Genomic DNA, 15,146 nt, shown 5'->3' with positions numbered 1-15,146 from the left:
CCAACATGACGCATCTAAATCGCCGCTCGTTCCTGCACGCTTCGCTCGGGGCCTCCGCCGCCTCGCTCGGACTCGGCCGACTGTCCGGCCCCGCACTCGCGCAAGCCTATCCGTCGGCCAACATCCGGATGGTCGTGCCCTATGCGGCCGGCGGAACCACCGACTTCGTCGGGCGGCTCGTCGCGGAGGCGATGAGCGAGCAGGCCAACGGCCATCGCTTCTTCGTCGAGAACAAGACGGGAGCCGCCGGCGGCATCGGCATGAAGGATGTCGCGGCGGCCAAGCCCGACGGCTACACGGTGCTGCTCGGCGATTCCACCATGGCGGTGACTCCGACGCTGACGCCAGCGGCCGGGATCGATCCCCTCAGGATGTTCAGGCCGGTCTGCCTGATCGCGACCTTCCCCTCGGTGCTCGTCGTGCATCCGAGCGTGCCGGCCAAGACCGTCGCCGAGCTGATCGCCTATGCCAGGCAGAACCCCGGCAAGCTGAATTTCGGCTCGGGCGGCGTCGGCACCGTTCCGCATCTCCAGGGCGAGCAGTTCCGGCTGAAGACCGGCGCGAGCCTGCAACACGTGCCCTATCGCGGCGCGGCCGCCGCGCTCCAGGACGTTGTCGCCGGGCAGATCCAGATGCTGTTCACCGCGGCGCCGACCGCGCTCTCCTTCATCGAAGGTGGACAGTTACGGTTGATCGCGACGACGGGCGCCGAGCGCCTGCCGATCGCGGCCCAGGTGCCGACCCTGGTCGAGGCTGGCGTCAAGGATTTCGTCTCCTCGCAATGGTTCGGCCTGCTCGCCCCGGCGGGAACGCCGGAGCCGATCGTCGCCCGCCTCAACGAGCTCGCCGTCCAGGCGACGCGCAACCCTGGCGTCGCCAAGCGCATCACCGAGCAGGGCGGCTTCCTGCAGCCGGGCAGCCCTGAGGACTTCACCAGGTTCATCGCGAGCGAGCTCAAGAGCTGGGGCGAAGTCGTCCGCGCAGCGCAGGTGCAGTAGCTCTTCGAAGAGCCGCCGCCTTCCAAGGGAGTTGACCGATGAGCTGGTTCGCACCGCCGCAGCCGATTGAGACGCAGGTTCACACCAGCCTGCCCGATGCGTTCCGGGATCGGCGCGCGAGCGCCTGGAGCATCGCCAACAAAGGCGGACAGGCGATCGACTCCTTCCTGGAAGGGCCGTGCCTGGGCCCCGACGGCACGCTCTATGTCGTCGACATCCCGTTCGGACGGATCTTCGCGATCGACCTGGCCGGGCAATGGCGTCTGGTCACTACCTATGACGGCTGGCCGAACGGGATGAAGGTCGCTCCGGATGGCCGTCTGGCCGTCGCCGACTATCGCCGTGGCCTGCTTTCCGTCGATCCCGAGAGTGGAGTGATCGAGACCATCCTCGGGGCGGTCAACAGCGAAGGCTTCAAGGGGCTGAACGACCTCCAGCTCCTGCCCGATGGCTCGATCCTGTTCACCGACCAGGGCCAGACCGGCATGCAGGACCCGAGCGGCCGGCTCTACCGGCTCTGGCCGGACGGGCGCCTCGACCGGATCATCGCCAATGCGGCGAGCCCGAACGGCGTCGCCGTCTCGCGCGAGGGAACCCATGCCTTCCTGGCGCTGACCCGCGCCGCCCAGATCTGGCGGGTGCCGCTCGATCCCAGCGCCCAGGCCAGCAAGGCCCAGGTCTTCGCCCAATTGCCCGGCGGCCTGTCCGGACCGGACGGACTGGTGGTGGATGGCCATGGCCGCCTGATCGTCTGCGATCCCGGCCATGGTTGCGCCTGGATACTCTCGCCGCTCGGGGTTCCGCTCTACCGCGTCATCTCCTGCGCCGGCCGGACGGTGACGAATGCGGTATTGCTACCCGACGGAGCAACATTGCTCCTGACTGAATCCGAGACTGGGCAAATCCTGAAAGCGCGGCTGCCGCGCGCCGTGGCGCCGCAATCAGGCCCATGAGCCGAAGACCAGGCAAGACATGGATCTTGGTAGATTACGATCGTCGTGTTCTGGCGCGATAGGATCGAATCGGCGGAACTTGTCAGGAGCTTCTGCGCCACCAGCTGACATTGGCCCGTTGCCAGGGAGCTGACATTGCGACTGGACTGACTCAGGTCCCCTCCCGACTTAGCGGTTTAGCGAGCCCTTTGGACACCATTTGCTCCTCGCGCCTGCTGTCGTCGGGGTGGGGGCGGACGCACCGAAGATATTGAGCACGATCTCGCCGCGCCGCATGCAATCCTTACTCGCGCCTGCAACGAGCGCGGTCCCCTTCTGCTGCAAGCGTAGATCCAGCGAGCACTCGATCGGGCTTTGCGCTGCTCGCCGCCTTTTTTGCGATAGCGCGCTTGATGGCGGCGCGATCGCATATTGGGGATGCAACGAGTATCCGCTCAGCTTGCTGGCCCGGCTTCGCGGGAAGCTCATGACTGCGCAGGGGCGCGGGTGGATGGGAACGGCCGGCGCGTGACCCGTCGGCCGCCTCTGCCGCGCGCATAAATTGCAATGCTGCCATACCGTTCTTGCATGTTGCTATTGTCATCAGAACTACTACCGTCGCCTACAACTTATACGCTATTTGGAGTGATTTTTCCTGAAAATAATCGCTATTATAGTATGTTTATTGTTTAGCCGAATTTTTTCTGTCATTTGCGAAACGTTGTTACTGAGAAATCTTCAAAATCCCGCGAGGAGATCGGCGTTATGGCTACGAAATACGGAACCGAGCAGGCGGATGTTCTCTTTTCCGATGAAGAGTTCGTCGATGTTTCGGGGCTGGGTGGCGATGACCAGATCTTTGGCGATGCGCAGGCCAACGTTCTATCAGGTGATGCCGGGGCTGATTTGCTGGATGGCGGTGCTGGCGACGACACACTGATCGGCGGCACGGGCGATGATATCTATGTGATCGACAGTGCGGCCGATGCCGTCGTCGAAGCGGCAGCTGAGGGTGTCGACGAGGTCCGCACGAACCTTGCCGCTTATACGCTGGCTGCCAATATCGAGAACCTGACCTACACTGGCGCCAGCGCCTTCACCGGGGTCGGCAACAGTGCCAACAACGTCATCATCGGGGGCAGCGGCGACGACATCCTGATTGGTGGGGAAGGCGCTGACACGCTCGACGGCGGCGACGGGACTGACACCGCGAGCTATGCAGCCAGCGCGGCGGCTGTCACGGTCAATCTGGCGACGGGCATCAACACTGGCGGTGATGCCGAGGGCGACACGCTGATCAGCATCGAGAACCTTACGGGTTCGGCCTTCGCTGATAGCCTGACCGGTGATGCCGGCGCGAACGTGCTGGCCGGCGGCGCAGGCGCTGATTTGCTGGATGGCGGTGCTGGCGACGACACACTGGTCGGCGGCACGGGCGATGATATCTATGTGGTCGACAGCGCCTCGGATGCCGTTGTCGAAGCAGCGGATGAAGGCGCGGACGAGGTCCGCACCAGCCTGAGCGCCTACACCCTCGGCGCAAACGTCGAGAACCTCACTTATACCGGGACAGCCGCCTTCACCGGGGTCGGCAACAGTGCCAACAACGTCATCATCGGGGGCAGTGGTAACGATACCCTGATCGGCGGTGCCGGGGCCGACACGCTCGACGGCGCTGGCGGCAGCGATACCGCGAGCTATGCAGCCAGCGCGGCGGCCGTCACGGTCAATCTGGCGACGGGCATCAACACCGGCGGTGACGCCGAGGGCGACACGCTGATCAGCATCGAGAACGCTACCGGTTCGGCCTTCGACGACAGCCTGACCGGTGATGCCGGCGCGAACGTGCTGGCCGGCGGCGCCGGCAACGATACGCTCGATGGCGGCGCCAGGGCCGATACGTTGATCGGCGGCACCGGCAATGACCTCTATATCGTCGATGACGCCTCTGACGTTGTGACGGAGCTCGCGAACGAAGGCACGGATGAGGTCCGCACCAATCTGGCGGCCTACACCCTGGCGACCAATGTCGAGAATCTGACCTATACCGGCACAGGCAACTTCATGGGTACCGGCAATGCCGGTGCCAACACGATCATCGGCGGCTCGGGCAACGACACGCTCACTGGTGGCGCCGGCGCTGACACGCTCGACGGCGGTTCCGGTTCCGACACGGCGAGCTATGCGACCAGCTCCCAGGCCGTGACCGTCAACCTGGCGACCGGCGTCAACACCGGCGGTCACGCTGCTGGCGACACACTGATCAGCATCGAGAACGTCACCGGCTCGAACTTCGCCGACACGCTCACCGGTGATGGCGCCGCCAATGTGCTGAGCGGCGGCGGCGGCAATGACGTGCTGATCGGTGGTGCCGGCGCCGATACGCTCGATGGCGGTGGCAACACTGATACGGCAAGCTATGCCGCCAGCGCCGCTGGCGTCTCGGTCGACCTTGCGACCAATCTCAATACCGGCGGCGATGCCCAGGGCGATACGTTGACCGCGATCGAGAACGTCGTCGGCAGTGCCTTTGACGATACGCTGCGCGGCAATGGCTCGGCGAACGTGCTGACCGGAGGCGCCGGCAACGATACGCTCGACGGCGGAGCCGGAGCCGACACGCTTGTCGGCGGCGCCGGCGACGATCTCTACTTCGTCGACCATGCCTCGGACATCGTGACCGAGCTGGCTAGCGAAGGCACCGACGAGGTCCGCGCGAATGTGGCCGCCTATGCCCTGTCGGCCAATGTCGAGAACCTCGTCTATACCGGCACCGGCAACTTCACCGGCACCGGCAACGCGCTCGACAACACCATCATCGGCGGAGCCGGGAACGACACGCTGACTGGTGGCGCCGGCGCTGACACACTCGATGGCGCCGGCGGCAACGACACGGCGAGCTATACGACGAGCGCGGCGGCCGTCACGGTCAATCTCGCGACCGGCGTCAACACCGGTGGCGATGCCCAGGGCGATACGCTGATCAGCATCGAGAACCTCACCGGTTCGAACTTTGCGGACACGCTCACAGGTGATGGCCAGAACAACATCCTGAATGGCGGCGCTGGCGACGACAGCCTGACCGGCGGTGAAGGCGACGACGTCTATGTCGTCGACAGCGGTGCCGACACCATCATCGAAGCGGCGGGCGAGGGCGTCGACGAGGTCCGTACCAGCCTTGGAGCTTATACGCTCGCGGCAGCGCTCGAAAACCTGACCTACACAGGCACCGGCGCCTTCACCGGCACCGGTAACAGCGCCGCCAACGTCATCACCGGCGGCACCGGCAATGACAGGCTGATCGGCCTCGGCGGCGCCGACACGCTGAACGGCGGCTCCGGCTCGGATACGGCCGACTACTCGGCCTCGGGCGCTGCGGTGACGGTCAACCTCGCCACCGGCAGCGGCTCGGGCGGCGATGCCGCCGGCGACACGCTGGTCAGCATCGAGAACCTGATCGGCACGGCCTTCGTCGACAGCCTGATCGGCAACGGCGCGGACAACGTCCTGGCAGGCGGAGCCGGAGCCGACGTGATCGACGGTGCCGGCGGCTCGGACACGGCGAGCTATGCGACGAGCGCGGCGGCTGTGACGGTCAACCTGCTCACCGGCGTTCATACCGGCGGCGATGCCCAGGGCGATACGCTGACCTCGATCGAGAACCTGATCGGCTCGGACCTCGCCGACAATCTGCGCGGCGACGGCAACGCCAACACCATCGAAGGCCGGGCCGGCGCTGACGCGATCGACGGCGGCAACGGCAACGACACCGCAAGCTACGCCTCCAGCAATGCCGGGGTGAACGTCAATCTGGGCGTGACCACACAGTCTGGGGGGCACGCCCAAGGCGATACCCTGACCTCGATCGAGAATCTGATCGGGTCAGCCTTCGCTGATAACCTTACCGGCAGCGCGAGCGACAACCTGATCACCGGCGGGGCGGGCGACGACAACCTGCGCGGCATGGAGGGCGTCGACACGCTCAATGGCGGTAGCGGCAACGACACCCTGGATGGGGGCCTTGGCGCCGACATCCTCAATGGCGGCGACGGCATCGACGCGGCAAGATACCTCAACGCCGCGAGCGCGGTAGTGGTGAACCTGAGGACCGGCGTCCATGGCGGCGAGGCGCAGGGTGACGTCTACAACAGCATCGAGATCATCGAGGGCTCGCTGTACAACGATACGCTAATTGGCGATGCCGGCGACAACATCATCAAGGGCTATGGCGGCAGCGACGTCATCGAGGGCGGCGCCGGCGCCGACACCCTCGACGGCTGGGTCGACAATCCGGGCCAGTTCGACACGGTGAGCTATGCCGGGAGCAGCGCCGCGGTCTCGATGAACTTCGTGACGGGGGTGCATACAGGCGGGGACGCGGCCGGCGACGTGCTGACCGAGTTCGAGATCATCGTCGGCTCGGCGTTCGGCGACACCTTCGTGGCCAATGCCAGCACCGAGATCACCTCCTATCGCGGCGGAGCCGGCAACGACCTCTACATCTTCAACGACCTGAACGGCAGCGTGACCGAGCTTGGCGGAGAGGGCACCGACGAGGTCCGCACCAGCCTCGCGAGCTACACCCTCGCCGCCAATGTCGAGGTCCTGACCTACACCGGCTCAGGCAACTTCAACGGCACCGGCAGCGCGAGCGACAACCTGATCACCGGCGGGGCGGGCGACGACAACCTGCGCGGCATGGAGGGCGTCGACACGCTCAATGGCGGTAGCGGCAACGACACCCTGGATGGGGGCCTTGGCGCCGACATCCTCAATGGCGGCGACGGCATCGACGCGGCAAGATACCTCAACGCCGCGAGCGCGGTAGTGGTGAACCTGAGGACCGGCGTCCATGGCGGCGAGGCGCAGGGTGACGTCTACAACAGCATCGAGATCATCGAGGGCTCGCTGTACAACGATACGCTGACTGGCGATGCCGGCGACAACATCATCAAGGGCTATGGCGGCAGCGACGTCATCGAGGGCGGCGCCGGCGCCGACACCCTCGACGGCTGGGTCGACAATCCGGGCCAGTTCGACACGGTGAGCTATGCCGGGAGCAGCGCCGCGGTCTCGATGAACTTCGTGACGGGGGTGCATACAGGCGGGGACGCGGCCGGCGACGTGCTGACCGAGTTCGAGATCATCGTCGGCTCGGCGTTCGGCGACACCTTCGTGGCCAATGCCAGCACCGAGATCACCTCCTATCGCGGCGGAGCCGGCAACGACCTCTACATCTTCAACGACCTGAACGGCAGCGTGACCGAGCTTGGCGGAGAGGGCACCGACGAGGTCCGCACCAGCCTCGCGAGCTACACCCTCGCCGCCAATGTCGAGGTCCTGACCTACACCGGCTCAGGCAACTTCAACGGCACCGGCAGCGCGAGCGACAACCTGATCACCGGCGGGGCGGGCGACGACAACCTGCGCGGCATGGAGGGCGTCGACACGCTCAATGGCGGTAGCGGCAACGACACCCTGGATGGGGGCCTTGGCGCCGACATCCTCAATGGCGGCGACGGCATCGACGCGGCAAGATACCTCAACGCCGCGAGCGCGGTAGTGGTGAACCTGAGGACCGGCGTCCATGGCGGCGAGGCGCAGGGTGACGTCTACAACAGCATCGAGATCATCGAGGGCTCGCTGTACAACGATACGCTAATTGGCGATGCCGGCGACAACATCATCAAGGGCTATGGCGGCAGCGACGTCATCGAGGGCGGCGCCGGCGCCGACACCCTCGACGGCTGGGTCGACAATCCGGGCCAGTTCGACACGGTGAGCTATGCCGGGAGCAGCGCCGCGGTCTCGATGAACTTCGTGACGGGGGTGCATACAGGCGGGGACGCGGCCGGCGACGTGCTGACCGAGTTCGAGATCATCGTCGGCTCGGCGTTCGGCGACACCTTCGTGGCCAATGCCAGCACCGAGATCACCTCCTATCGCGGCGGAGCCGGCAACGACCTCTACATCTTCAACGACCTGAACGGCAGCGTGACCGAGCTTGGCGGAGAGGGCACCGACGAGGTCCGCACCAGCCTCGCGAGCTACACCCTCGCCGCCAATGTCGAGGTCCTGACCTACACCGGCTCAGGCAACTTCAACGGCACCGGCAGCGCGAGCGACAACCTGATCACCGGCGGCAACGGAAACGACGGCTTAAGCGGGTTGGCAGGCGCCGATATCCTCGTTGGCGGCGCTGGTAACGACACCTTGCTCGGCGGCACCGAAAGCGACGTGTTCGTCTTCGCATCTGGCTTCGGCAAGGACACTATCACAGATTTCGTGGCCGGGTCCGGCACGGCCGATCTTATCCAGATCGACGATGCAGTGTTTGCGGATCTCAGTGCGGTGCTGGCGGCGGCGACCCAAGTCGGCACGGATACGGTCATCACCTACGACGCCAACAACTCGATCACGCTGAAGAACGTCACCAAGACCAACCTCCATGCCGACGATTTCCAGTTCGTCTGAGCTGGCGAGCCGGAGCTGAGCGACCACCACACAGGCGCAATACGCCGGGAACGAATTGCCTGTTTCCGACGATACAGCCCTGGCCGGCGACAAGCTTGCGGACAGGAGGCCGTGGCATCCGTGTCTGGTCCAGCCCCCGAACTGGCCTCGGACCAGGCCGGCAGCGAGCCGGGTTTCTGGTAAGCGCAGCTGTGCTGGTCATGCTGTCTGTCGGCCACAGCGGCATCGCGGCCCTCCTAACGTTGGCGGGGTAGAAAGCTGAAGAATCAACCTTCTCTCGAGCAAACTTCGATGACGACCGAATGGACGGAAACCGAGTGAAGCCTGAGCCAACTTCGGCCACCACTCATGGCCGGTCAGGCTACCCGAAACCGGACGTTGCAAGTGTCGGGAAAGGGCCAAGACACGACCTTAGCTCGCGGCCCGAATGCGAACTTCAAAGCGCCGCATGAGCAAGACCGGAGTTGGCCCTTAGCTGACGCCCAGAATGTCTGCTTCCGGGTATGCCGGTCGGCCATCGGCCCAAGGAGCCGATCGGTCCTCTCCTGATGTCAGCAATGCCTGCTTTCCGGCAGAAGGGTGCCGAGGTTCAGCGCCACTGTATGCCGCCGATCGTTGGTATGGGGCGACAGCTGAAGCTTCGAGCGCCGGTCCTTTGCCGGCCTCCGCGCGGCCCTCATAGGGCCGAGGGCGGCGCTTGGGCCAGGCCCCGGCCATGGTCCTCGCGATTGTAGCCCGGGATTGTCCGATTGCATGACAGCTCCAGTCTGCTGCGGGTCTGACGCGCAGACGCCACACCGCTGTCGCGGAGCTCTGCCTGCCAGTGTAGCGCAGCGAGCCCCGCCACATGCGGGCAGGCCATACTCGTACCATTTTTGGCGACGAGCCCGTTGGAGCGGTGGTCGGCGCCCAGGATGCCGTAGCCCGGAGCGGACAGCACGGGGTTGGTGTTGGAGAACGATGCGACCTTGCGGCGCTCCGCCGCCGTCGGTCCTCCCAGAGCGGCGACAGAGACGACATCCGGCATCGCGGCTGGCATCGTGGCGCTCACCGTATAGGAATCGCGACGGCTTTCATTGCCGGATGCGGCTATGATGAGCGCCCCTGGGCCGTCGATATCGAGCGTCATCAACCGAAGCTGCGCCTCAAATTGCCGGACCACGTCGAGATAGGCGCGCAAAGTGAGCGATGTCGCGGCTGCGGGTGGGCGGCTGGCTTGAAGCCTGGCCTGCATCGCGACGAAATCGAGCCCGAGCGACATCGAGACGATATTGGCCTTCAGCTCGTGGCACCAGAGCAGGGATTTGAGCAGGATCGCCGTCGAACTCCCGCCATGATCGTCGAAAACCTTGCCGATCAGGGCGTGCCGCACGCCACGGGCGACGCCTATGCGGATCCCATCAGCGTCGCGGCCGAAGATCGTGCTGGCGCAGTGTGTGCCATGGCCCAGCACGTCGTGAGGCACACCCTTGGTGAAGTTTTTCTGGACGAGCGTGATCTGGTCCGCGGGGAAGGCGGGGTGGTCGTCCTTGATACCAGTGTCGAGCACGGCGACAAGGGCGTCGCGCCCGTCTTCAGTGGCTTTGTCGGCGCCGATCTCCGCGATGCCCCAGGCCACCCCCTCCGGTGCGAGCAATTCGCGGCGAGCCACGTCGTCCTCACCCTGTTCGGACTCCGCCGCCGGAGCGCCGATATGGACGAGAGGAAAGTTCGGGGCGATGAGATTGTTGGCGTCAAGCGCCTCGTCTCGCCGCTGCTTCTCGGTCAGCTTGGTCACTTCGACCGTGGCCTTCGGCGTGCCCTGCAGCGCATCGAAATCCAGGACCTCGGCGCTCGGCGCGCTTCCCAGGCTCTGGAGTCCGCGGCCGGTTGGGGCCGGTGCCGTTTTCGGGACGCCTTCGATCCTGACGACGACGTATTCATCTTCCATGGTCGGGTCCTCGCGCTGTCAGCCCGGCTGATCGAGGTCGATCCAGACCTCGATCGTGCCTGGGCGGGGGGGATTCTTCCAGTTGAGCAGGGCGACAGGCTTCATCTGGCGTGGCCGCGGCGAACGGTTCCATTGCTCGGCGATTGCCTCGGCGAAGGCGCGATCGTCCTGGTTGAAATAGCGAACCTCGGCGAGGCCCTTGGCCGAGGCAACCTCTTCCTCGGGCAGAATGCGCAAACCGAAATCGGTGACGACCGCTTTGATCTCGTTGAGGCGATCCTGCGGGCCGACATACTGGATGAAGACGTTGATGCAGTATTTGCGCTCGACCTTGGCCTTGAGCCACCATTGTTCGCCGCTCGGACGCGCGTAACCTCTGGCGGCGCCGATGCCGGTGATCATGGCGCCACGCGGCGCCACCCCGATCTCCGGCCGCATGACGTAGTCGTCGGCCCCCTTCGTCAGCGGAAAGTCCGAGCGGAGGCGGATCGGGATGGTGAGCTCAAAGCGATCGTCATTGACGTTCTTCGAGTCAGGCGGCGGCCTCACTTTCCAGTTCTTGTCGCCGCCGATCCAGAGATAGGCCTCGCAGGTCGTGGTTCCGCTCACGCTCGTTCTCGGCGGTGGCAGAGCGGACACCGCAGTTTCGGAGATGTCTTCGCGCCGCAACGGTGTGATCGTGTCCGCTGCCGGCGCGGCGCCCGTCGCGAGGCTGACGCGATTGACAAGGGCATCTGGCGCCTTGAAGTGCCGCAGCAGTGAACGCAGGGGCTCGACATTGTTCGCGCGAAGCCCGTCCAACGCGACGTTTACCTTGTTTACATACTCGTCGATCGTGCGTTGGTGATCGGCGGCTCGCTGCTTTTCTCTTTGCCCCTCGATTTGCTGGATCTGGGTTAGCTGTGTCTGCAGAGCAAGCTCCGCATCGAGCATAGACCAGAATGTCCAGACCACGAGAAACGTCACAAAAAAGACCGCAGCAATTCCAGTTCGCCTGACCCAACGATGGTAGCGTTGTTGAGTCTTACTCTCGTCCAGGAACGCGATGACAGCTTTCGAGGGATCGCGCGATCCGGCGACGATGACATTCGCTGTCTCGAGCGCATCCCCGGAAAGAAGATAGCCTTTGTCACGGTTGCTCTTCTCCCAAAGGGTAACCCATTGGCGCAGCTGCCAGGCGCCGCGGTACTGTTCGAGATCTCCTTTGAGCCAGCCGTCCAGGGTCGACCAGTGCCGGATCAGCGCCTCGTGCCTGATCTCGTACCAGACATCATTGTTGCTGGTGCCGTCCTCATCGCGCCGCAGCAGCCCGGCCACATGAAACTTGCCGAGCACCTGGTCGAGAAGCTCGGCTTTCAGCTCGACGCCCCGGCCGATCGCGGTGCGAATGGCATTGTCGAGCCAGTTGCGTGTCTGCGGCCGACGCAGGAACTGATTCTCGCCTCCCGGCGTCGCGAGCCGGATGAAGATCGCCCGGGCGATCTCCTGTTCATCCGGCGTCAGCGCCGTGTAGATGGCGTCGGCCTTCTTGCCGAGGGCACCGCGCACGCCGCCGATCTCCTCGACGTCTCGCCGTCGAATCCAGCCCGACTGGGCGCGCTCGACCAGCTGTTTCAAGGCGAATTGCAGGAGAGGCAACGGGTTCGGCGTATGGGCGATTTCGGCAATCAGGCTTTCGACGACGCCGTCCTCGAACCGGACGACGCCGCTGGCCGGCACACTGATGATCTTGCGGAGGTCTTCGGAGGAGAGCGGGGGCAGGGCATAGCGGTTCGCAGTCTTCCCCACGAAATCCTTGATCGGCTCCAACTTCTTGAGATCCGACAGGAAATCGTCCCGGATCACGATGACGGGCTTGTGCGGTGGATCGAGGCTGGCGATGACGCGGGCAAAATGCTCACGCGTCTCGCCGGACTGCACGAGCGTGAACAACTCTTCGAACTGATCCAGAATCAGGATGACAGGCTTGTCGCCGAAGCGCCCTTGCAGCAAGGAGGCCAAGCTTTTCGGATCGCTCTCCAGGGCATCGACCGCGACCTTGAAATCCGGTGCGCGCTCGGCGCCCTCCAGGACCGCCGCGACCAGTTCCTCGATGGGGGCGAGGCCGGGTCCGTTCATGATGACGTGGGCATGCGTACCGCTTGCACCGAGCATCCTTTCCTTGGTCAATTGCGGGACTACACCGGCTCGGATGAGCGAGGACTTGCCGCTGCCCGAGGGGGCGGCCACAATAACTAGGCGAAGCTCCGGATCTCGAAGCTTGGCGCAGAGTTCGGCCGTCGCTTTTTCCCGACCGACGAAAACCGCAGCATCCTGTTCGGAAAAACTGTCGAGACCCTTGAAGGGCGAGATCTTGATGGTCTCGGGCAGGCTCTCCGGTGCGAAGGCATCAAGCCCGATATCGTCGCTGAACCCCTCAGGAAGCGCCTTGTCGAGATAGAGCTCGGTGGCCCAATAATCGAGCTCGGCTTGGGCGCTCTCGCGCTCGCTCTTCTTGGGCAGACGCCTGCCGAACGATTTGATGTCGACAAGGAAGTGCTGGAGCTGCTTGATCAGGGCCGGCGCGGCGGATTTGCCTTTGCGACGTTCACCCCGCCGGTTCTTCCAAGCCTTGCGAAACGCATTGCCGCGCTCGCGGATGTCGTTGAGCGATTGGATCGGATTGGCAGAAACAGGAAGGAGAGGGGTCATGGCAAATGGCTCGCAATATCTTGGATGATTTCGCCGAGCTGATCAGTCCTATCGCATTGGAGGAGCATTTCCTCGTCTATTCTGAAATATAGCGATTGATATGATCTCCTAAAAACTCTGAACGAGTTAATTATCTTGTTACTTTCTCCGATTGAAAGGTTTATTTTAAATTCTTTACGCCAGACAATAAGCTCTGCGATATCAGTTATATTGAGGGCATCTTTTACTAAAAGGTCAATATCCTCTTCTATGCTGATCCATTTCTGCCGGATGTCGTCAATTACAAAATCGTGATCCGCCTGCAGCTCCCGGTCGACCACATGGATCTGGCTTTCTAGAGCCTGTGCGGTCTCGTGCTGGGTGGCAACGCACAGCAGTTCGTCATAGATTGCCTTGGCAGTTTGGGAGGCTGCCAAGGCCGCCTCTGGCGATCCCGCCCGCGCCGCGCGGCTGAGCTTCTTGAGCAATCCGGGGAGATCGCTGAGAGTCCCCGTCCTCACCGTATCGACGAGCGCCCGGGTGAGTAACGGCATCTCTCGCCGCACGACGGCCTGCATTAGCCTCGTCAGGGTTAGCGGGTTGGGCGCATTGCCCTGATGCCATTGTTCGGCTTCGTGGAGCGCCTGGGTCAGTTCGGCGAACCAGATGCTGTTGCGGCTCTTGTCGCTGATTCCAACAGCTGGCAGGCGGTTGATATCGCGGGCTAAACCTTTGCATTCCAGGAGGATGTCGCCGGCAATCTCGGCTGCCCTGCCGAAGTTCCCGGCACGGATATAGTCATCGAGTAGATTGATGCTCTGCTTCTGAAGCCGATGCAGAAAGTCATGGAGGTTCTTGTAGCTTCGGATTGTCTGCGTCTCGGCAAAGATGAGCTTCAGTTTGGTGCGAATCGCTTTGAGCGTCTTTTGCTGCTCGGAAGTGCCGGGTCCGGTCTTGGCTTCGGCGATGCCCCGAGCGAGTTTGACAACCGGTTTCAGCCTGTTTGCCATGTCGTAATCGGGAATAAGTGCGGCGGCACCCTGGCGGACGATATCGGCGCGGATGCGCTCGATCGGGACGGCTCGCTTCGCCGCCTCGGCCGGATGGCGAAAATGCGGATCGCCATAGACATGGAGCGCCACCAGGTCCCATTGCGAGGTGAACACGGGCGAGCCCGACGAGCCAGGCGCCGAAGAGATCCGATAGATGATCCGTGTCTTCGCGTCGGACAGGAAGCGCTCGAAACTCTTCGGCTGCTCGACAATATCCGCCGCCGCTGCTTGCGGGTGCTGGACACTTCTGAGCATTTGCCCGTACTGCAGCTGCACGGCCTTCTCGGGCAGCGGGATCCAGCCGCGCGGCAGCTGGTCGAACGATGAGGGCTGCTCGCCTGTGTCCTCGGCGAGTTCCAGCAGGGCGTAGTCGAGCTCGCCATCTGAAATGTCGGCCGACGAGTCGTTGTCGAGTTCGGCCTGGCTGGTGCGGCTAAAGACGCGAATCGCGATGACGGCGACCCTATCGCCCGCTCCCGCCCCACCTTGGGGCATCCTGTTGAAATCGAAAAGGCAGGCCAGGTCGTGGTCTGGGCGAAGCTGTCCGTTCGCGGCAATCCGGCCGCTGACGACGTGGTGGTTCGTGAGGACCGCCTTGGGGCCGACGAGGAAGCCGGTGCCGGCGCCGTGGTCGGCGATGTCGATGCGGCAGACGCAAAAATGAGCCCGCCGCGACCGGTCGTAGCTGATCAGAAGGTCAGTCGCCGGCATGGGGTATCTCCCGCAGGTTGCGGCCGACATCGTTCAGTTCGACGAAGAGATCCTGCGCCTTCGGCCCGCGTGCCGGCAGCTGTTCGAGATCGACCCTGTCATGCTTGGCGAAGATGAGGGGCCCGTCTTCGCTGACGATTGCCTCCAGTGCCAGGTCGGGAGGTGCGTATGCGGTTGGCGCGGCGGTCTCGGCCAGTGCGATCTGCACGGACAGGTCAGCAGCTGTCAGCTTCGCTTCACGGCGGGTCCGGCGCTCAGGAGGACGGGGGCTCGCTCGCTCGATCAACGCGCGGTTCTTGCGGTCCGTGTCTGCTAGGTCGGTCATCTGCTTGTCTCGGATGGACCATAGGTCGTCGTCGGCAGGGGCGGACACAGGCGT

General features: G+C 64.0%; 7 protein-coding genes. 3 read left to right on the top strand and 4 right to left on the bottom strand.

Translation table 11 applies throughout. The annotated features are described in order from the left end of the window. Positions 1-5: 5 nt before the first annotated feature. The 3 genes from BLM15_RS18445 to BLM15_RS18435 all read left to right on the top strand — a co-directional run bounded on the left by BLM15_RS18445 (position 6) and on the right by BLM15_RS18435 (position 8,404). On the top strand, positions 6-998 hold the full coding sequence (locus BLM15_RS18445; RefSeq protein WP_126114119.1) for a Bug family tripartite tricarboxylate transporter substrate binding protein: 993 nt from the start codon (positions 6-8) through the stop codon (positions 996-998). A gap of 38 nt (positions 999-1,036) precedes the next feature. Next, complete coding sequence (locus tag BLM15_RS18440; RefSeq protein ID WP_126114118.1) at positions 1,037-1,951, top strand: SMP-30/gluconolactonase/LRE family protein; 915 nt, start codon at positions 1,037-1,039, stop codon at positions 1,949-1,951. A gap of 744 nt (positions 1,952-2,695) precedes the next feature. Next, on the top strand, positions 2,696-8,404 hold the full coding sequence (locus tag BLM15_RS18435) for a calcium-binding protein (RefSeq protein ID WP_126114117.1): 5,709 nt from the start codon (positions 2,696-2,698) through the stop codon (positions 8,402-8,404). A gap of 676 nt (positions 8,405-9,080) precedes the next feature. On the opposite strand, the gene BLM15_RS18430 is transcribed toward BLM15_RS18435, so the two are convergent. The 4 genes from BLM15_RS18430 to BLM15_RS18415 all read right to left on the bottom strand — a co-directional run bounded on the left by BLM15_RS18430 (position 9,081) and on the right by BLM15_RS18415 (position 15,092). Beyond that, entirely contained in the window at positions 9,081-10,181 is a 1,101-nt protein-coding gene (locus tag BLM15_RS18430) for a S8 family serine peptidase (protein WP_164547567.1), read from the bottom strand. Positions 10,182-10,352: 171 nt separating this feature from the next. Beyond that, positions 10,353-13,025, bottom strand: coding sequence for an ATP-binding protein (locus BLM15_RS18425; protein WP_126114115.1), 2,673 nt, complete (start codon positions 13,023-13,025; stop codon positions 10,353-10,355). Further along, positions 13,022-14,767 (bottom strand): trypsin-like serine peptidase, encoded by a 1,746-nt coding sequence (locus BLM15_RS18420; RefSeq protein ID WP_164547566.1) that lies wholly within the window; start codon positions 14,765-14,767, stop codon positions 13,022-13,024. Before BLM15_RS18420 ends, BLM15_RS18425 begins: the two co-directional genes overlap by 4 nt. Then, positions 14,754-15,092, bottom strand: coding sequence for a hypothetical protein (locus BLM15_RS18415; RefSeq protein ID WP_126114113.1), 339 nt, complete (start codon positions 15,090-15,092; stop codon positions 14,754-14,756). Before BLM15_RS18415 ends, BLM15_RS18420 begins: the two co-directional genes overlap by 14 nt. Positions 15,093-15,146: the final 54 nt, after the last annotated feature.

It is taken from the genome of Bosea sp. Tri-49, from assembly GCF_003952665.1.
Lineage (GTDB): Bacteria > Pseudomonadota > Alphaproteobacteria > Rhizobiales > Beijerinckiaceae > Allobosea.
The sequence above is the reverse complement of the archived record's forward strand: the minus strand, read 5'-3'. Positions and strand labels throughout refer to the sequence as shown.